Origin of the sequence: Psychroserpens ponticola (genome assembly GCF_023556315.2) — a bacterium.
GTDB classification, from domain to species: domain Bacteria; phylum Bacteroidota; class Bacteroidia; order Flavobacteriales; family Flavobacteriaceae; genus Psychroserpens; species Psychroserpens ponticola.
Window position 1 is genome coordinate 2127112 of sequence record NZ_CP116221.1, and the last position, 24079, is coordinate 2151190.

Below are 24079 nucleotides of genomic sequence, written 5' to 3' on the forward strand. Positions count from 1 at the left end.
ACCAACCCATCATGTTAAGATTACTTAAACTAGAATTACAAAAACTATTACTCAACAGAGCGAGTAAAGTTTTGATATTCATATCATTCATACTTCCTTTTTTCGTCATTATTTTATCGTCATTACGAATTGACTTTTTTGGATTTTTTACATTAGAATTAGGACATTACGGACTTTTTAACTTTCCGATTGTATGGCATATCACAACCTTCTTTGCGTCACAGTTTAAATTCTTTTTCGCCATTGTTGTTGTAAGCATGATTGGCAATGAATACAGCAATAAAACCATTAAACAAAACCTCATTGATGGCTTAAGTAAAAAGGAGTTTATATTGTCTAAATTTTATACCATTGTATTCTTTTCTGCCATTGCAACATTTATAATATTTATTATTTGTTTGGTCATTGGACTATATTACTCTAGCATTAATGAAGTGAGTTTAATTTTTAGAGACACTGAATTTTTATTTGCATATTTCTTGAAACTAGTCGGCTTCTTTAGTCTATGTTTATTTTTAGGAATGTTAGTAAAACGTTCAGCTTTTGCTCTTGCATTTCTATTTGTATTGTATATTTTAGAATGGATTATTTTCGGACTAATTACATGGCAAGCTAATTTAAGTATCGCTGAAAAAATTCATAATTTCTTCCCGTTACAATCCATGTATAAGCTTATCGACCAACCCTTTCAAAGAATCGCAATTTCAAAAGCGCCAAACGGACAAGAATTCTTATACGACTTTGCAGTACATTGGTACGAAATTGCTATCGTTTTAGGTTGGACAGCACTTTTCATCTTTTTATCTTACAGATTATTAAAAAAGCGAGATTTGTAATACCTTTAGTGTTTTTAGATGTTCTTCTTAAAGTTTGTACCCTAACTTTAACTAAAAAAAGGAGGAATTCTATAACTTAAATTGTTATAGCTATAGAGCATCTTACATAATTGCTATTATTACATGAAAAAGAATCCCTATCTATTTCTTACACTACTGCTATGCAGTGTATTTACCTACGCACAACAAGAAGCATCCTATTGGTATTTTGGTCAAAATGCTGGCTTACGTTTTAACGCAGGAGCTGGAACCGTTACAGCTGTAACTGATGGTCAAATTAACACCTTAGAAGGTTGTACATCTATTTCAGACACAAATGGTAATTTATTGTTTTATTCTGATGGTATAACTATTTGGAATGCTAATCATGCTCCAATGACAAATGGTAGTGTAGCACTAGGTACAGGTCTTAAAGGTGATGACTCTAGCACATCTTCAGGGTTAATAGTACCAAAACCACAAGACTCCAATTATTACTATATATTCACTGTTGATGAACCTCATCATAATAACACATCTGCTGTTCCTGGTGGATTTGAAAATGATGGCATTAACGATGGCTTAATGTATTCATTAGTTGACATGACTTTAGATGGAGGGCTTGGAGATGTTGATGGTGTTGAAAAGAATATTCCTTTAGTTACTTACGATCCTACTGATCCTCTTCAAACCGAATATAAATGTTCTGAAAAAATCACAGCAGTTAAAGCCGATGATTGCTCTTCTTTTTGGGTGATTAGTCATTTTATAGACAAATTTTATGCTTTTAAAGTCACTGAAACAGGAGTAGAAACAACACCAGTGGTATCAACAGCTGGTCCAACAGTTCCTATATCAGGATATCGTAGAAATGCGCTTGGATATTTAAAAGCCTCTCCTGATGGATCTAAACTAGCCGTAGCTCACTTTGGATTTGCAACAAGCCCAGGAGATGATGCTGCAGGAGGTGTTTACTTATTCGATTTTGATAATGATACTGGAATTGTTTCAAATGCTATAGAATTATATAGTCCTCAAAACAATGATAGTCCGTATGGCGTAGAATTTTCAGCAGAAAATAGAAAAATTTATGCGTCTATAAATGATGGTATCACTGGAAATGGATCAAGTAGAATTTTACAATGGGATTTAGAAGCAGCAGATATTCCAAACACTCAACAAACAATACATACATCAAACACTATTAATGCTGGTGCTATACAACTCGGTTTAGACAAAAGAATTTATAGAGTACAATTCGAGTTTTCAGGTGGTGGTAATTCTGATCGTTTTATTGGTGTAATTCCAAACCCTGAAGCAGATGGAGCTGCTGCTGGTTATAATGAAACTGGAGTGTTACTAGATATTAATAATTCACAAAATAGAGGTCGTATTGGCTTACCTCCTTTTATTCAATCCTTATTTAATTCTCAAGTGGATATCATTCAAAATGGAATTAGCACAACCGAACTAAAACTATGTACAGGAGACAGTTACACATTATTAGCTGATAATATTCCTGGAGCAGATTACGTATGGTCTAAAGACGGACTGCCTTTACCAGATACCACTTTTAATTTATTTGTTGATTCGCCTGGATTTTATGAAGTTTTTATTGAGCAAAACAATGGTGAATGCCCAATTGAAGGCGAAGCTGTAGTTGGTATTTTTGACATCCCTTCTGCAACTCCACCAGACACTATTGTAGTTTGTGATGACACAGAAATTTCAAGCTTTGATTTAGCCATTCAGGATGCTCAAATTTTAGACGTTCAAGATCCAATAGATTACTCGGTTCGGTATTTTACAAGTCAGTTAGATGCAGATAATAATGAGAATGAAATTATTGGAGATTATAATAACACTGAAACGCCTCAAACCATGTATGCTAGAGTAGAAAATAATGGCAATCCTAATTGTTATGCTACTACAACATTTAATATAGACGTTTATATTACACCTGTAATTGTAACATTAAATGATGTGATTGTATGTGATACCGATTTTAATACAGATAGTATGGATGGTGTTACAACTTTAGTGCTTTCAGATTTCAATCCTGATATTTTAGGCTCACAAGATGACAGTTTATATACCATAACATATCATCCAACACAGTTAGATGCAGATGATAATACAAATGCATTGCCAAATTCATATACCAATACTATTGCATATACTGAAGAGATATTTGTTCGTATAGAAAATAATGCAAACACCGATTGTTATTCTACAGATGCATTCATCTTAACGGTTAACGATGCTCCTGAAGCTATAAACACGACCATTTTACAATGTGATGAAGATGGTATTCCTGAAGGATTTACAACCTTTAATCTTAACCAGTTTTTTGACGTAATTACAAATAGTGCTCCTAATAGAACCATAAACTTCTATGTGTCTTTAGCAGATTTAGAAAATGAGGAAGACGAACTAAATCCTAATGCCTTTGACAATTATTTCAATCCGCATCTCATTTTTGCCCTTGTGACAGATACCAATACTGGCTGTACTAATATTGCTGAAATCACACTTCAAGCGAGTTCAACGGCTTCAAATGATACATTTTTAGAAGCCTGTGACAATGATGGCACAGAAGATGGATTTGTTAATTTTAACCTTATCGACATACAAAACACCATCCTAAATGGATTACCAACTGGTCTTGATCTTACTTATTATGAAACCTACGAAGATGCACTTATAGAGAATAATCCATTAGGTACAAATTTCACCAATACAATTCCATATTCGCAAACCATATTTGCACGTGTTGAAAACGCAAATGCTTGCTACGGCATTAGTGCAATAGAATTAACCGTATTTGAATTGCCAAATATTGTCACTCAAGAAGAATTATTGTATTGCTTAAATGACTTTCCGGAGACTATTACATTAACTAGTGGTCTTATTGATGACATTCCTAATAATTATTATTACGAATGGTCTACAGGTGAAGATATGTTTGAAATTGAAGTCAATGAACCAGGAATCTATACTGTTCGTGTTACCAACACAGATGGTTGTTTTAAAGACCGAACGATTACTGTATTACCTTCAGATATTGCTACAATTACTGATATTCAAATTACAGATGCCACATCAAATAATACCATTTCAGTATTTGTGTCTGGAGATGGAATTTATGAATATGCCTTAGATAATATTTTTGGTCCTTATCAAGACAGTAATGTGTTTACCAATGTAGACTTTGGATTTCATACAGTTTATGTTCGTGACATTGAAAATGATTGTGGTATTTCTGAAGAAGAAGTCTCAGTGATAGGATTCCCAAAGTTTTTCACACCAAATGGAGATCTAAATAATGAGTTTTGGCAAGTAAAAGGTATATCGCAACAATTTCAACCTAATACACAAATACACATATTTGATCGTTATGGAAAACTTCTAGCTGAAGTAGACCCACTTGGTCCTGGTTGGGATGGAACGTTAAACGGTTACAATATGCCTGCTAGTGATTATTGGTTTGCTGTAACACTTCAAGATGGTCGAGTTTTTAAAAGTCATTTTTCGTTAAGACGGTAAACAAAAAATTGTGTAATTTAACACATCAAAACAAATCAAAATGAGGTTTAGCAAATTTGTAATTTTTAGTTTCATTTTCGCTATATCATTTTCTTCATATAGTCAAGATATTGAATTATTTCAACAATTTAATGGTCGATATGACTATACTGCAATTGGAAATACACTCAACAATTCTGAAAATGGCAACTTCTCTCCTTGTGATATTTTAACAACGTCTTCTGCAGATTTATCTTTAGCTACTAATCAAAATATAGTTGCTGCCTATTTATATTGGGCTGGTTCAGGACCTGGAGACTTTGATATTGAATTTAATGGAATTCCTATTATTCCAGATAGAACGTTTAGTAATGTATATAATAATAAAGTTTACTTTTCTGCTTTTACAGACATCACCTTAATCATTCAAAATCTAGGCAATACAACCTATACAGTTTCCGAATTTGATCTTACTGAAATTATAGCACCTTACTGCTCAAATTTAAGTGGAAGTAACTTTGGTGGTTGGGCAATTACTGTAATTTATGAAGACCCAAACCTCCCATTAAATCAATTAAACATTTATGATGGATTACAAAGAGTACCAGATAATATAACAATAACATTAGATAATTTGAATGTTTTAGACAATGAGGACGCAAAAATTGGCTTTATTGCTTGGGAAGGAGATGCAGGACTCGCTGTTAATGAACAGTTAACGATTAACGGCAATATAATTGGTAATCCACCATTAAACCCAACAAATAATGCCTTTAACGGAACCAATAGTTTTACTGGTGCTACAGATTTATATAATATGGATATTGACGTCTATGATATTCAAAACAATATTTCCATAGGTGACAATTCTGCCATAATAGAACTAACTTCTGGTCAAGATTTAGTATTCATTAATAATATCATTACAGTACTTAACAGTCAACTTCCTGATGCTACAATTATGCTTAATGACTATACTATTAATTGTGGTGATCAAAATATAAATATAGAATACACCGTTTTTAATACCAATAGTACAGACCCATTACCTGCAAATACACAAATTGCTTTTTATGCAGATAATGAATTAGTTGGACAATCGGTTACCTTAAATGATATACAAATAAATGATTTTGAAATCGGAACTATTTCTCTTTTAATACCAGAAAGCGTTGGTGATTCCTTTGTCTTATCATTAGTTGTTGATGATAACGGAACAGGTATTGGTGCAATTACTGAAATTAATGAGACGAATAATAGTTTTGAAATTCAACTTGATTTATTAGTTATTCCTCCTATTGAATTTTTACCAGAAGTTCAGTCATGTAATGAAGCGTTTAGTTCGGCTGTATTTAATTTAGTTGATATTTTTAATGAACATAATATTACTGTATCAAACAATATAAGTTTCTATGCTAATCTTTCAGATTTAGAATTAAATACTAATGAAATTAATGTCCCAGAAAACTATAATAATACTAGCAACCCTCAAACCATCTATGTCAAAATCGATAATCCGCCTTGCTATGAGATTTACACATTTGATGTTTTAGTTGAAAATTGTCCACCTCATATTCCACAAGGGTTTTCACCAAATAATGATAACACAAACGATTGGTTTAACATTCAAGGCCTCTATGATATATTTGAAAAACATGAACTAAAAATATATAATAGATATGGTACTCTTATTTTTGAAGGGAATAATGATAACCCTTGGTATGGTTTAATTAACAGAGGTCTTAATAATCATGGCAAAATTGTTCCAGTTGGCACCTATTTTTATACTATAAACTTTAACGATACTAATTATGAATCACAAGTAGGATGGGTTTATGTAAACTATTAAATGTTAAATTTTATAGTTATTCGTCGTATTTATTTGTCATTTATCTTATTAAACTCTAATTTCAATTTGAATTTTATCGCTTAACAATCTTTTCCCTCAAATAGTAATTCTATTAAGCAGCAACTCACTTACATCATATGAAAAGATAAAATCTACAACCTCGTTTTCATTTTTGTACAAACACACACAGAACGTTTTTAAGTACTAAATATCAATGGATTACAAGTAAATCTCAAATTTCACTTCAACATTTAAAGTCCAACTTTATAATTTATGTTATGATTTACTTATACACATTCAGACCCAAAGAACTCAAAATACTCATCAAAAAAGCTTCAGAAATCATTACACTCAACAAATCGAAATGTTAATGTTTTGTGTATTTCGTCGTAAATATTTGCATTTCATCTAATCTAGTTCTATATTTCGCCCATTAAAGATTACAAATTAGCCCAAAGTCCCAAACCTCATGGCTAACCACCATGAACTTAACCGCTTAGTAATGAATATTTTAAAACAATCCCTTGCAGTATTAACCTGCTTATTATTTGGTTTTATATCTTATAGCCAACAAATAAGTATAAATAATACTTTTACAGAACAACAACTTATTGAAAACAATTTAGTTCAAGGTTGTGTAGAAACCTCCAACATTAATTCAGAGGTAAACGGATCCATAAATGGATTTAACAGTTTTGCTTACTTTGAACGAGCAGGATCAAACTTCCCATTTGAAAATGGAATAATGCTTTCTACAGGAAATGCAACTTCAGGTGGAAACACCCAAAATAATGCCATCCTAAATGAAGGAGGTACAGATTGGACTACAGATGCCGATCTAGAAACTGCATTAGGAATTTCTGGAACATTGAACGCAACATCAATAGAATTTGATTTTGTTTCGGTTTCAAATCAAATTCAGTTTAATTACATATTAGCTTCTGAAGAATATTTTGGAAATTTTCCTTGCGAATATTCTGATGGGTTTGCTTTTCTTATCAGAGAAGTTGGAACGAGTGATCCTTATACAAATATTGCTATTATTCCAGGAACCACTACTCCAGTGAACACGAATACCATTCATGATGAAATTATAGGATTCTGTGCTGCGTCAAATGAGCAGTATTTTGAAGGCTATAATGTAGGAGATACAAATTATAATGGTCGTACATCTGTCATGACTGCAACTGCAGCAATTACACCTAATGTACAATATCATATAAAAATTGTAATTGCAGATCAAACTGATAAAAATTATGATTCTGCGGTTTTTATTGAAGGAAATAGTTTTAATTCCAATGTAGATCTTGGTCCTGATACCCAAACCTGTGCTACTGATGTAACTTTAGATGGTAATATTGATAATCCGCAAGCCATCTATACATGGTTACATGATGGTGTTATAATTCCTGGTGAAAACCAAGAAACTTTAAACGTAACCCAATCTGGAGATTATACGGTTTCAATAGAAATACCTTTAACTAACTCTATTTGTATCATTGAAGATACAAAAAATGTAATTCTAAGTTCAACACAATCTGCCGATACAATTTCAGACTATCAACTTTGTGATGATATTAGCGGAAATGGAATAGAATTATTTGATTTATCAACAAAAGACTCAGAAGCACTAGCTTCAGTACCATCATCAAGTTATAATGTAAGTTATCATTATACACAAAATGAAGCTTTAACTGGAACAAATGCTATTACATCTCCAATTCAAAATGCAACAAATCCTCAAACGATCTTTGTGAAAATTGAGGACACGGTAAATGGATGTTTAGCGTATCAAAGTTTTGATTTAATTGTAAACCCTCTGCCTAATATTATCGATCCTACAGCATTAATCGTGTGTGATGATACTAATTCAGATGGTGTGACAACAATTGACTTATCTCAAAAAGATGATCAAATTACTTCTGGAAATTTTGACTTACTAGTCACCTATCATTTAACTCAAAATGATGCAGATAATGGCACTAATAGTATTCCATTACCATATGTAAACACAAATCCTACAGAAACTTTATTTGTAAATGTAACAGATGCTAATACTGGCTGTTCTAGTACGACAACATTAGATATTGAAGTGTTAGCTAATCCCTCAATCAATACTGCTCCACAATTCATTGATGCTTGTGATGCTGACCATGACGGATTTGCTACTTTTGATTTAACTTCAATTATTGCTGATGTTTTACAAGGAACTACAGACGTCATTGTAACATTCCATGAAACACAAGAAGATGCAGATTTAGGTATTAATGCCATTGCCAATGAAAGCAATTATCAAAATATTGTAAGTGATGAACAAATTGTGTTCATTAGAGTCGAAAATCAAGCAACTGGATGTGGTAGCATTACTCCTATTGAACTGCATACGAATCTATTATTAACGGCAACCAATTTAAGAGATGTTAGTGTATGTGATATTGGCAATGATGGTCAAGAAACATTTGACTTAGTTAGTATTGCCGATGGAATCATTGGAAATCTTGGAGTAATATTAGAGATAGATATTACAATTGATTTTTATCTGACAGAAAATGAACGGGATAATCAAATTAACGCAATTGATCCTCTTGTACCATTTGAACCCACTTCTAATCCTCAAACATTATATCTAGTTATAACAAGTCCAACTTGTCAAGAAGTTGACCAAATTGAAATTACATTAAATTCAATTACTGAGTTTGACTCTATTGGCTATGTAACAATTTGTGACATAGATCAAGATGGATTTACAGCAATTGATTTAGGTCAGTTTGATGCTGAAGTAACCAATAGTCAACCAGATTATACAGTAAGATATTTTGCAACAGAAGAAGATGCTGACTCAAACTCTAATGCACTACCAACCGTGTATACAAACGTGTCAAATCCTCAAACCATTTATGCTAGAATTGGATATAGTTTAACTGGTTGTGCTGATATAAATTCTTTTGAAATTGAAGTGATTCCAGCTCCTGAAAGCAATACTCCAACTGATATCATAATTTGTGATGCCGATTTAGATGGCATCTCAATCATTAATTTAGATAGTAAAATTTTTGAAGTTGTTTCGAATACAACGAACTTAAATATTACCTTTCACCATAGTCAAGCTGATGCAGATGATGACATCAACTCTATTAATACAACGTCTTCATATTCAGCAATTACTGAAACACTTTTTATAAGAATTGAAAACAATTCCACTGGCTGTTATACAACCGAACGTTTTGAAGTTATTGTAAACACGTTACCTGTTATACATCCAATAAGTCTTTATAAATTTTGTGAAATTGGTGATGATGGTTTAGGGGAGTTTATCTTTTCTACTCAAGATGCTGAAGTATTAAATGACCAAACCGGAAAAGAAGTCTTTTATTATGAGACGGCTTTAGATGCCGAAAACAATACAAATCCAATTGACAAGGATAATATATATGAAAACACATCAAATCCACAAACAATTTATATTAGAGTTGAAAATGTTACAGATTCAAATTGTTATACCACTTCATCTTTTCCTATTGAAGTAGGTACAAATCCTGTATATAACGAACCTTCAGATATATTTATCTGTGATGATATTACTAATGATGGTAGTGTAGAATTTGATTTTAACGTACAACTTGCAGAAATCACTCAAGGTATAAGTGAAATTGAAGAAGTTAGCTTTCATACATCTCAAGGCAATGCTGAAAACAATATCAATCCACTACCTCTAAATTTCAGCAATACTGTTAATCCACAACAAATTTATGTAAGAATTAACAATGGAACCATTTGCGAATCATACACTTCTTTTGTTCTTAATGTTATCGCAGCTCCAAATATAAATATGCCGCAACCATTAATACAATGTGATGACGATTATGATGGAATTGTAACTTTTGATTTAACATTGTCAGAATTCGATATACTAGATGTTAGGCAAGATAATATTGTAATTACATACCATGAAACTCTTGAAGATTCATTTTTACAAACAAATACTATTGCAGATCCTACAAACTATACAAACCTTACTGATCCACAAACAGTTTATGTTCGTGTGACAAATTCTCTTTCTGATTGCTTTGTATCTGTACCTTTAGAACTTATAGTCAACTTACCACCTGCAATTAACGAAATTGCAAGTTATACCATTTGTGATAATGCTACCGATACCACTGATTTAACGGAAATTAATTCAGTCATTTTAGAACAAAGTGCCAATGTGATCATAAATTATTATCCAACACAACTAGATGCCGAAAATCTAACAAATGTTTTAAATTTTAATTACAATTACCAATCTACAAATGATATAATCTTTGCTCGTATAGAATTTTCTACAACACATTGTTTTTACATTCATGAATTTAGTCTTTTGGTGAATCCTGCTCCTATTGCAAATCAACCTAATGATATAATTTCTTGTGACGACGACTATGATGGCTTTATTGAAATAGATCTTAGTCAACAAAATGCTATCGTTTTAGGAGGACAGAGTCCAACAAACTTTACAGTAAGTTACTATGATGATGATATACTGGCTGAAGAAGCAGAAGGTGTTTTACCTACACTTTATGATGTTTATGACGGACAAAACATCTATGTTAGAGTTGAAAATAATGTAACAGGATGTTTCACACTCACTCAATTCACTGCAATTGTAAATCCAAAACCAATCGTTGATATTGGAAGTCAAGTAATTTGTTTGGAGAACTTACCATTACTCGTAAGCGCTAACACAAATCAAAGTGGCGACCAATATTTATGGTCTACTAATGAAACAACTCCAGAAATCGAAATTACTCAAGTTGGCACGTACTCTGTGACAGTAACCTCACCTTTTGGTTGTGAAACATCTGAAGTATTTACCGTTACAGAATCTGAAACTGCAACAATAGAATTAACTGAAACAATTGATTTTTCAGACCCAAACAATATTACAGTTACAGTTAGCGGAATTGGTAATTACATGTACCAATTAGATGACGACGAACCTCAACTTTCAAATGTATTTCAAAATGTAAGTATTGGTTATCATACCATTAAAATAATAGACATGAATGGCTGTGCTGAAGTTTCAAAAGAAATAGTAGTTATTGATGCACCAAAATTCATGACACCAAATGATGATGGCTATTTTGACACTTGGCATATAACTGGTGTAGAAACCTTACCTGGAACTATCATCTATATTTATGATCGTTATGGCAAATTATTGACGAAACTAGACTCTTCATCAGATGGATGGAATGGTAGATATAACGGCAACTTAATGCCTGCCAATGATTATTGGTTTTTAGCAAAAGTTAGAAAAGGAAGTATTGCATTTGATGTCAAAGGGCATTTTACACTCAGACTGTAATTTATTGGCCAAATACGTAAACATGCACTTTAACTGATAAAAACTCCTTTAGGCTTTATAAAACTTTAAAAAACGGATATTTTAATTACCTTCACTAGTTCTAGATTTCATTACCCTAAAATCTAACCTTTGAAATTAACTATTTAGGTAATTAATCGTTATAAATGAAGATATTAAAGTGCTTGTGTATTGGACTCCTACTAGGTTCAATGAATACAACATTAGCGCAACAAATTTCAACAGATAGCTCTCAAACCCTCGAAGCTTTAATACAAGCTAACTTGGGTCAAGGTTGTGTGGAAATATCAAACATATCATCCTCTGTAAACGGTCAATTTGATAGTCTTGATTCTTTTGGTTCTTTCAACAAAGCAAATTCAAACTTTCCTTTTGAAAACGGAATCATTTTATCAACAGGTAGTATCAGTTCGGCTGGAAACAGTTTTAATCCAAATAATTTAAATGAAGGTTCAAATAATTGGCCAACAGATCCAGATTTAGAAACTAATTTAGGTGTTACGAATACCTTAAACGCAACATCTATAGAATTTGATTTTGTTTCCGCAGGAAATCTTATTGCTTTTAATTACATATTAGCTTCCGAAGAGTATAATACAAGTTTTCCTTGTCAGTATTCTGATGGCTTTGCATTCCTGATTAAAAAATCTGACACTCCTGACCCATTTGAAAATATTGCATTGGTTCCTGGAACGTCGATACCTGTAAACACAAACACTATACACGACGAAGTTGTTGGATTTTGCGATGGACAAAATGCTCAATATTTTGAAGGCTATAATGTTGGAGACACGAATTACAACGGAAGAACTAAAGTCCTAACGGCTAGAGTTAACGACATCTCTCCTAATGTTTCCTATCGTATAAAATTAATTATTGCAGATCAAACTGATAGAAACTATGATTCAGCAGTATTTATCGAAGGTACAAGTACGCTTGCTACAGTCGATTTAGGTGAAGACATTGATACCTGTGGCCAATCCGTACTTCTTAATGGTGATGTTCAAAATAGTCTGGCATCTTATCAATGGTTTGAAAACAACTTACCAATCGCAGGTGCTAACGACAGTACATTTCAAGCTACAAATTCAGGGACATATAGAGTAGAAATTGATTTGCAAATAAACAGTTCTAGTTGTATAATAGAAGATGAAATAAATATTGTTTTAGACAACGAACAAAATGTAGATGCCATTACAAACTTTATACGTTGTGATGATGCTTCAAACGATGGTCATGAGATTTTTGATTTAGCAACCAAAGATAATGAAGTCATAAATGCTGTTTCTTCTGGTAATTATGACATTAGCTATCATCTAACCAATGCTGGTGCTTTAACAGAAACTGCTACGATTACAGGTCCTTATCAAAACATTACAAATCCTCAAACAATTTATGTAAGAATTGAAGACATAGACACAGAGTGCTTGGCATACTCAACTTTTGACCTTGTTGTAAATAATGCTCCAATATACATAGAACCTTCAGATCTTGAAATTTGTGATGATGGTGTGTCAGATGGAATTACAACTATTAATCTGGATACTAAAACGGATGAAATTACTGCTGGAAACACCAATTTATTAATTAGTTACCATAGTACTCAAGAAGAAGCTGATTTAAACCAAAATGAGATTCTTAGTCCATACACGAACACTAATGCATTTGAAACTTTGTTTATACGAATTGAAGATGCTACTTCAGGATGTGTAAACACAACCGAAATGAATATTCAAGTGTTAGAAAATCCAATTATCAATCAAGAAGTACAATGGATTAATGCTTGTGAAACTGATGGTGATGGATTTGAATTTTTCAATTTAACATCAGTAGTAGATGAAATTCTTCTAGGACTTACTGGTGTTTCTTATAGTTTTTATGAAACATTAATTGATGCACAAGAAGGAATTAATGTAATTCCTAATACAACAGCATATCAAAATACAACGCCATTTTTTCAATTGGTTTATATAACAGTTACAAATGATGTCACTGGATGTTCTTCAATTATGAGTATTGAACTTCATACTAATATCGTTGAATCTGGTTTTAATACGAATGATTTTGGCGTATGTGATGACGCTTCAAATGACGAAATAGCAGATTTTAATTTAAACGATGTAAGAACTGCAATATTAGCAAGTTATGTAGGCTTCGATATTTCTTTTTTTGAAAACGAAAATGACCAACTTAATAATAGTAATGCATTAGATCAAGATGTACCTTATACAGCAACTTCAATTTCCACAATAATTTATATAACAGCAACAATAGATTCTTGTGATCAATTTAATTCTATTGAACTTGTTATTCATCCTGCAATAAAGATTCAACCTCTTGAAAGTGTTGAGTATTGCGACACTGATTTTGATGGCTCAACATCAATATTTTTACCAAGTTTTAATGACTATGTTAGCTTTGGAATTGACTTTCCTAGCGTTAAATATTATATAACAGAACAAAATGCAATTGATAATGAAAACGTATTACCTCAAAATTATACTAATACAGTAAACCCAATTACACTTTATACAAGAGTCGCAAATACTCAAACAACATGTTATGATATTTCATCATTAGAAATTCTAGTTATTGATCCACCAATAGTCATGCAACCAAGCGATATTATTATTTGTGATGATGATCAAGATGGATATTCAATTGTAGATTTAGAGAACCGTATTCCTGAAATTGTATCAGATACAACAGACCTTCTTTTTACATTTCACACCACCTTTGAAGATGCCGATTTTGGGACCAATAGCATATCAACACCAGAGAGTTACAACACGCAAACCGAAACTGTTTTTGTAAGAATAGAAAGCTTAATCACAACATGTCATATTATTGTTAATTTCGATGTCATTATAAATACATTACCAGTGTTTATTCCGATATCAAACTTTATTACTTGTGAAAGTGATGATGATGGAATAAATGACTTCGTGTTTAATCTAAAAGATGACGAAATATTAAACGGTCAACTTGGTAAACAAGTGCTATATTTTGAAACTGCACAAGATGCTATAAATCGCAGCAATATAATTGATAAAAATATAACTTACCAAAACGCATCTAACCCTCAAACGATTCATGTTAGAGTAGAGAATCTTACAGATATAGATTGCTTTGGGACGTCATCATTAATTTTAAACGTCACACCATTTCCGCTGTTTAATCAGCCTGTAAGTTATGATGTTTGTGATGATATTTCCAATGATGGTTTTGAAAATTTTGATTTAACTCAAAAGGTTACAGAAGTTAGTAATAACATTCCCGAAAGTTTAGACATTTCCTTTCATCAAAGTTATAGTGATGCTAATTTAGATTTAAATGAATTACCACTTAATTATACCAATATTACCAATCCGCAACTCTTGTATGTAAGAATAGAAAATGGCAGTTTTTGCCACTCACTTTCTACCTTCCTATTAAATGTTGTACAAGTTCCTGAAATAAATTCGGCTCCAGACCTAATCAGTTGTGATAATGATTTCGATGGCATAGTCTCATTTGATTTAACACAAATAGAATCTAATGTCCTTGACGTTAGGATTGACGACATCAACATAAGTTATCATGAAACTTTAGAAAATGCAGAAAACAGCTCTGGAACAATTCTAGATCCAGACAATTATACCAACACCTCAAATCCACAAACAGTTTACATAAAAGTCACAAATACACTTTCAAACTGTTATAGTATTCAACCCATAAACTTATCAGTGAATTTACCTCCACTGATAAATGCATTTCAGGAGTATCAAATTTGTTATAATTCTACAAGCAGTTTTGATTTGAATGACATTAATTTTATAATCGTTAATGATGATACTGATGTGGTTTTTAGCTACTACCAATCACTTTCTGATGCTCAAAATAGCGCTAATGCTTTAGATACGAATTACACCTATTCAACGTCTAACGATACTATTTTTAGTCGTATTGAATACGCAACAACAGGTTGTTTTTACATCTATCCTTTTGAACTTATTATCAACCCTTTGCCAATAGCAAATCAACCTCCAGGTTTACAAGCCTGTGACGATATTTCTAATGATGAAATTGAAAATTTTAATCTATTTTCTGTAAACAATGCTGTTCTTGGGTCTCAAGATTCTAACGATTTTACAGTAACTTATTTCAATACTCAAGCTGAAGCTGATATTGGAAACAGTCCAGTAACTTATAATTACACAGGACAAGATGGGGAAATTATTTTCGCTCGAATTGAGAATAACTCTACTGGATGCTATAACTTAACTCAGTTCAATTTAATTGTCAATATTCATCCTAAAGAGCCTTCTCAAATCACAAATTGTGATACAGATTATGATGGTTTTACTCCTTTTGATTTAACTCAAGCTGAATCAGAACTTTTCGATATTGTAAATCCTGATAATATCATCTCATATTTTGAGTCTATTGATGACCTTCAAAATGATATAAATAGCATTGGCAACCCTTCAAACTATATCAATATAACGAGTCCACAAACTATATACATTAAAATATTTAATACTATAGCTAATTGTTATACACATGTCCCTTTAGAATTGGATGTCAACTTACCTCCTGCTATAGATCCTTTAGATGAATTTGAATTGTGTGATAATGGAGATGACACAGTTACGCTCTCTGATATCAATTCAAAATTACTTACGCAATCAGCAAATGCTTTCATAGTATATTATTCTACAGAATTTGATGCTATCAATCAAACGAATCCTCTAGATGATAATTATGAATATCAATCAACTAATGACACTGTTTTTGCTCGTGTTGAATTTTCAACAACACACTGCTTTCATATTCATGAGTTTAATTTAATAGTCAATCTACTACCAATTGCAAATACACCTAATAATCTTGAAGCATGTGATGACGATTATGATGGGCTATATTTCTTTGATTTATCATCTCAGAACTTTACAGTTTTAAATGGACAAAATCCTAATGATTTTACGGTTTCTTATTATGGTAATTTACTATCTGCTGAAGATAACATTGATGCTTTAAATACAATTTATGTAGCTATTAACAATGAAACCATTTATGTTCGTGTTGAAAACAATACAACTGGATGTTATGACATTACTTCTTTTCAAATAATTATACATCCAAAACCTATTGCAAATATAGGTTCTCAAGTGATTTGCTTAGAAAACTTACCGTTGACAATAAGTGCTAATACGAATCAAATTGGAGACACCTATTTATGGTCTACAAATCAAACATCTCCCGAAATTGAAATCGTTGACATAGGAACCTATTCCGTAACTATAACCTCTCCTTTTGGTTGTGAAACTACAGAAGTATTTACTGTTACAGAATCTGAAGCAGCAACTATAACCGTTACAGAAAGTATTGATTTCTCAGACCCAAACAATGTAATAGTCACGGTTGATGGAATTGGAAATTACATGTATCAATTAGGTGATGATGAGCCTCAATTATCAAATGTATTTGAAAACGTGAGCTTAGGATATCACACGCTCACCATAATTGACTTAAATGGTTGTGCTTCCATAACTAAAGACATTGTAGTTATAGATGCTCCTAAGTTTATGACACCAAACGAAGATGGTCGTTTTGACACATGGCATATTACAGGTGTTGAAACATTACCAGGAACAATTATTTACATCTTTGATCGCTACGGAAAACTCATAAAAACATTGACTTCAAATTCTCCAGGATGGAATGGCACTTATAATGGTAGCGTCATGCCAAATTCTGATTATTGGTACATCGCGAAAGTAAAAGATGGTGAAAAATCTTTTGAGGTGAAAGGTCATTTTTCTTTAAGACTCTAACAAGAATCACTACATTATATTGTATTTCAACTAGGAATAAATCCTTTAAACATTGAAAACCACTAGTATTGGGTATTTTTAATTACTTTAATAAATTATAGATTTCGATCCTTAAATTATTCTATGATTAATAAACCACTTTACTATACTTCATTTCAAATGAAGATAAGTTTCATTCTGTATGTGTTGTTCTACTTTTTTTCAATTAACATAGTTAATGGACAACAAATTTCTACAGATAGTTCTGAAGCTCTTGAAGCACTAATTCAAGCCAATTTAGGACAAGGTTGTGTAGATATTTCTAATATTTCTTCTAATATAAATGGTGAAATAAACGGAATTTCAAGTTATGGTTCTTTTGATCGGGACAATTCTGGTTTTCCTTTTCAAAATGGTATCATATTATCTACAGGAAATATTGATTCAGCAGGAAACTCAGTCATTACTGATCCGTTAAATGATGGCGAAGATAATTGGTTAACAGATTCAGACCTTGAAAATGCATTAGGCATTACACAAACCATAAATGCAACTTCTATAGAATTTGATTTTATTTCTGTAGCAAATCAAATTCAGTTTAATTATTTATTAGCTTCAGAAGAGTATAATACAAATTTCCCTTGTCAGTATTCTGATGGTTTTGCATTTCTTATTAAAGAAACTGGAACCTCAAATCCTTATTCTAATATTGCTTTAATTCCTGGAACTGCCATTCCTGTTAACACCAATACCATACACGATGAAATTGTTGGTTTTTGTCCAGCAGAAAATCAATCTTTTTTTGAAGGTTATAATATTGGAGACACCAATTATAATGGAAGAACAACAGTATTAACTGCAACAGCTACCATTGTTCCTAATGTACAATATCATATTAAATTGGTCATTGCAGATCAAACTGATGAAAATTATGATTCGGCAGTATTCATAGAAGGAAATAGCTTTAACGCTTCTGTAGATTTAGGTCCAGATATAGTAACTTGCGGTGATTCGGTACTGTTAAATGCTGATATTGAAAACAATTTGGCTAGTTACGAATGGTTTCAAAATGGCACTCCAATCTCAGGAGCAACTGCAACAACTTATGAAGCTACCTCATCTGGGACATACAAAGTAGAAATTACGATTCAGTTAAATAATACAGAATGTGTAATTGAAGACGACATTGAAATTACACTAAACACAGAACAAAACTCTGGTGTTATTTCTGATTATTTATTGTGTGATGATATTTCGAATGATGGTATTGAAACATTTGATTTATCAACTAAAGATTATGAAGTCCTTATATCTGTTCCTCCTTCTAACTACAACATAACATACCATCCAACAGTAGCAGATGCTCAAAATGGAACTAATGCACTTCCAAATATTTATCAAAACACATCAAATCCACAAACAATCTACATCAGAATAGAAGATATGGACAATGGTTGCTTGGCTTTTTCAACGTTTAATATCATTGTTAATCAAGTTCCAGATGTTATTGATCCTGCAGATGTAGTGGTCTGTGATGATACGGTTTCTGATGGTTTTACTTTAATAGATTTAAATCCGACTAGCTTAGAAGTCACAAATGGAAATCCAAATTTATATGTAAGTTATCATTATACACAACAAGATGCGAATTCTGGAGCCAACCCTGTGTATTCGCCTTATAGCAATATAAATTCAACTGAAACTTTATTTATTCGTGTTTATGATGCAACGACTGGATGCGTTAATACAACCAGCGTTAACATAACTGTAATAGATAATCCTCCAGTTACTCAAGATGATCTATGGATTAATGCTTGTGAACAAGATTTTGATGGATTTGCAGATTTTGATTTAACAACTGTAGTGGCTTCTGCTTTACAAGGTTTAACTGGAGTAACAATCTCTTTCCATGAAAATGAGGCAGATGCGCTCACTGGAAACAACCCTATAGCTGATCCAGAAAACTACCAAAATGTAATACCTGGTTTACAAATTGTTTACATTAGAGTTGTTGATGATGTTACTGGTTGTACTTCAATAGTTCCTATAGAATTACATGCTAATATTATTCAAACAGGATTTAGTTCTAATACCTTTTCAGTTTGTGATGATGTTTCCGAAGATGGTATCGAAGATTTTGATCTAAATGAAATCGAAACATCTCTGGTTAATGGTTATGACGAGTTTACAATTACCTTTTATGAAACCCTTAACGATCAAAATAATGACACCAACCCTTTAGATAGTAATGTTCCTTACACTGTAAGTACAAATCCTGCGGTTATTTATGCTACGATTGTAAGTGATATATGTACTGAATATATTGAAATTAATTTAGTAATTCAACCTCCAATAGACATCCAAGGTCTTGGCACTGTTGATTATTGTGATGATGATACAGATGGATTTACAACTGTATTTTTAGATTCATTTAACGCTTATGTTGCTACAGGTGTAAATGGAGCTAACGTAAGATATTTTTTAACAGAACAGGAAGCAATTGATAACGAAATAGTTTTAGCGCCATATTACTATAATTCGGTCAATCCTTTTACCATTTATGTAAGAGTAACCAATTCTCAAACGGGTTGTTTTGATATCGCTCCTTTAGAAATAAATGTAACCAGTGCTCCAACTGTTTTACAACCTAGTGATATTATTGTTTGTGATGATGATCAAGATGGTATATCTACAGTAGATTTAGAAACTCGAATTCCAGAAATTGTTACTAATACAACAGGACTCAATATTACGTTTTATAATGATTATTGGAATGCCTATGATGCAATAAACGTTATTTCAGATCCAGAGAGTTATACTACAGCTACACAATATATGTATGCTAGAGTTGAAGATGATAATACTGGTTGTTTTAGTCTAGTAGGCTTTTATGTATATATCAACACTCTACCTGCATTTATTCCTATTAGTAATTTTGAAAATTGTGAAGCAGATGGTAATCAAATTGCAGATTTCTTTTTCTATTTAAAAGATACTGAAATTTTAAATGGTCAACCAGGCAAACAAGTCTTATATTTTGAAACGGCTCAAGATGCCATAGATCGGATAAACATTATTGATAAATATTCTGCCTATCAAAACTTATCTAGTCCTCAAACTATTCATATTCGAGTTGAAAACCTCACAGATCTTGAATGTTTTGGTACTGAATCTTTTGAATTGGAAGTCGGCTCTTTACCGCTTTACAATGAACCTGTAGATGTTTTTGTTTGCGATGATATAAGCAACAACGGTATTGAAGACTTTGACTTAAGTGAAAAGCTTGTTGAAATAGCGTTAAGTATTCCTGAAACGCTTAGTATTTCATTCCACAATAGTTATTATGAAGCAGATTATGACTTAAATGAGCTTCCGTTGAATTATACAAATGTTACCAATCCTCAACAAATATTTGTAAGAATTGAAAATGGAACCTACTGCCATGCTATTGTAGATTTTAATATTAATATTATTCAAGTTCCTGAAGTAAGTCCTGCTCCTGACCTCATCGCTTGTGACGTAGATTATGATGGCTCTGTCGTTTTTAATTTAACTGATGTGGAAGTAGATATTCTAGATGTACGTCAAGATAATATAGAAATCTCATATCACGAATCTCTAACAGGTGCTGAGTCTGACACTGAAGTAATTATAAATACTCAAAATTATTCAAATACATCAAACCCTCAAACGGTATATGTAAAAATAAACAATACCATTTCAGATTGCTATGCTGTTTTACCAATTAATTTAATTGTAAATCTTCCGCCTTCAGTCAATGATTTTCTATCACATAACATTTGTGAAAATACAAACAATAGTTTTGACTTAAATACTATAAATAACATCGTAACTAACGATTTAACTAATATTATTATTAGCTACCATAGCTCACAAACTGATGCTAACAACAATCTAAATCCGTTACCAACAAACTACACTTACACGACCAATAATGACACTATTTATATACGCTTAGAGCATGCAATTACTGGTTGCTGGACAACATATAATTTCAATTTAATTGTCAATCCTCTACCTATTGCTAATGTTCCAACAACATTTTTAGCTTGTGATGATATTTCAAATAATGCCATTGAAACCATTGACTTAACACTTCAAAATGCTCAAGTTTTAGGTGCTCAAAGTGATATGCTCTTTACAGTCTCTTATCACATAGATGAAACTTCAGCCAATTCAAACACAAATGTTTTACCTAGTAGTTATGGTGCTTCTAATGGACAAACAATATATGTTAGAATTGAAAATAACAGCACAGGTTGTTATAGTACAACGCTTTTTGATGTTTTGATTTATGAACATCCACAACCTGCTCAACCTATTGTTTTATGTGATGCAGACTATGATGGCTTTACGACTTTCGATATAACACAAGCAGAATCTGATTTATATCCAATTTTACCATCTTACATTACAATTTCATATTTTGAATCTGAAACTGATTTAGAGTCTGGTACAAATGCTATTGTAAGTCCGTCAAACTATACCAATACTACAAATCCACAAACAATTTTTATTAAGGCTTATAATACTTTAGCAGATTGTTATGCTTCTGTTCCTTTAGAATTAATGATTAATTTACCTCCACAAATTAATGAATTTGTAACCCATGAAATCTGTGATAATGCAACGAGTAGTTTCAACTTAAATGAGATAGAAAATGTTATTGTTAATGATAACACTGATGTATTATTTAGCTATTATCAAACGCTTGCAGAGGCGCAAATTAGTTCAAACCCTTTAAACACGGATTACACCTATTCTACAATTAGTGACACTATTTTTGTTCGTGTAGAATTTGGATCAACAAGTTGTTTCTATATTTACCCTTTTGATCTTATAATCAACCCTCTTCCTGTAGCAAATCAACCTTCAGATTTACAAACCTGCGATGATGACTCTAATGATGGTATTGGAGAATTTAACTTGTTCTCTGTTAACAGTACTGTTTTAGGCTCTCAAGATGCTAACGCATTTACAGTAGCCTATTTCTCAACCATAGCAGATGCTAACGATGACACAAACCCTCTAACATTCAATTACATAGGGCAAAATGGTGAAACTGTTTTTGTGAGAATAGAAAACAACACTACTGGATGCTATAGCTTGACTCAGTTTAATTTAATTGTCAATGAGCATCCAAATGTGCCTTCGCTAATTGTCAACTGTGACACAGACTATGATAGCAATACTCCTTTTGATTTAACTCAAGCTGAATCCGAACTTTTCAACAGTGTAAATCCTGATAATAGCATCACTTATTTTGAATCTATAGATGACCTTCAAAATGATGTGAATCAAATTATAAATCCTACAAATTACATCAATAGCTCTAGTCCGCAAACTGTGTTCATTAAAGTGTTTAATACAGTTGCTAACTGCTTTACTTTTGTTCCTCTTGAATTAGATGTCAATTTGCCTCCTGCAATTGATCCTTTAGACGAGTTTGAACTCTGTGAGAATGAAAATGGAAGAGCAACGTTATCTGAAATCAATTCGCCATTGCTAATACAAACAGCAAATGTTATCGTCGTTTATTATCCAACCGAACAAGATGCCATAAATCAAACTAACGCTTTAGACTATGACTATGAATACCAATCAAATAGTGATTTTATTTTTGCGCGTGTCGAATTTTCAACAACGCATTGTTACCATATTCATGAGTTTAATTTAATTGTAAATCCGAGTCCAATTGCAAATACACCAAATGACCTAGTAGAATGTGATGATGATTATGATGGCTTGTATTACTTTGATTTAGCATTACAAAACCCAACTGTTTTAAACGGACAAAATCCGAATAACTTTAGTGTTACCTATTACAATGATTTAATTGCTGCGGAAGAAGGTATCAATAGTATTGGTGAAATATATGAATCGCAAAATGCTGAAACAATATTTGTTCGTGTCGAAAACAACACAACGGGTTGCTATAATATGACGTCTTTTGAAATCATTATTAATCCGAAACCAATTCTTGATATTGGCTCTCAGGTAATTTGTTTAGAAGATTTGCCATTAATAGTTAGTGCCAATACAAATCAAGTTGGAGACACCTATCTTTGGTCTACCAATCAAACATCACCAGATATTGAAATCACAACTATTGGAACTTACTCTGTTACTGTAACATCTTCTGAAGGATGTGAATCTACTGAATTCTTTACCGTTACCGAATCTGAAGCAGCAAACATTGTCGTTACAGAAAATATTGATTTTTCAGATCCAAATAATGTAGTAATTACAGTAAGTGGTATTGGAAATTACATGTACCAATTAGATGATGAGGATCCACAATTATCGAATGTATTTGAAAATGTAAGTTTAGGTTTTCATACACTTACCATAATTGATTTAAATGGTTGTGCTTCTATTATTAAAGAAATAGTAGTTATTGATGCTCCTAAATTTATGACTCCTAATGGTGATGGTCATTTTGACACATGGCATATTACTGGTGTTGAAACGCTATCTGGTACAATCATCTATATATTTGATCGCTTTGGTAAACTAATTACGACTCTCACTGCCAATTCAACTGGATGGAATGGTTTTTATAATGGTAAATTAATGCCAGCTTCAGATTACTGGTATTTAGCTAAAGTGAGAAAAGGTGACATCGCTTTTGAAGTGAAAGGACATTTTTCATTACGACTATAGTAAATTCTAACTTCATATTAACAATATTTTAGTTATTTAAACCTTG

6 protein-coding genes are annotated in these 24079 nt (G+C 32.1%); all 6 read left to right on the plus strand.

Annotated elements, in window-relative coordinates:
- The first annotated feature begins 11 nt into the window (after positions 1-11).
- The 6 genes from MUN68_RS09685 to MUN68_RS09710 all read left to right on the plus strand — a co-directional run bounded on the left by MUN68_RS09685 (position 12) and on the right by MUN68_RS09710 (position 24033).
- Positions 12-836, plus strand: coding sequence for an ABC transporter permease subunit (locus MUN68_RS09685; protein ID WP_249997106.1), 825 nt, complete (start codon positions 12-14; stop codon positions 834-836).
- A 123-nt stretch (positions 837-959) separates the two neighbouring features.
- Positions 960-4361, plus strand: coding sequence for a T9SS type B sorting domain-containing protein (locus MUN68_RS09690; protein ID WP_249997107.1), 3402 nt, complete (start codon positions 960-962; stop codon positions 4359-4361).
- A gap of 40 nt (positions 4362-4401) precedes the next feature.
- Positions 4402-6189 carry a gliding motility-associated C-terminal domain-containing protein gene (locus MUN68_RS09695; protein WP_249997108.1) on the plus strand — a complete coding sequence of 596 codons (1788 nt, stop codon included), beginning with the start codon at positions 4402-4404 and terminating at the stop codon, positions 6187-6189.
- Between the two features lie 502 nt (positions 6190-6691).
- The gene (locus tag MUN68_RS09700) at positions 6692-11536 is read left to right on the plus strand and encodes a T9SS type B sorting domain-containing protein (protein ID WP_249997109.1); all 4845 of its coding nucleotides are present in this window, start codon (positions 6692-6694) and stop codon (positions 11534-11536) included.
- A 209-nt stretch (positions 11537-11745) separates the two neighbouring features.
- Positions 11746-17370, plus strand: coding sequence for a T9SS type B sorting domain-containing protein (locus MUN68_RS09705; protein ID WP_249997111.1), 5625 nt, complete (start codon positions 11746-11748; stop codon positions 17368-17370).
- 123 nt (positions 17371-17493) lie between these two features.
- Positions 17494-24033: a T9SS type B sorting domain-containing protein gene (locus MUN68_RS09710; RefSeq protein WP_249997112.1), complete on the plus strand. Its 6540-nt coding sequence runs from the start codon at positions 17494-17496 to the stop codon at positions 24031-24033.
- Positions 24034-24079: the final 46 nt, after the last annotated feature.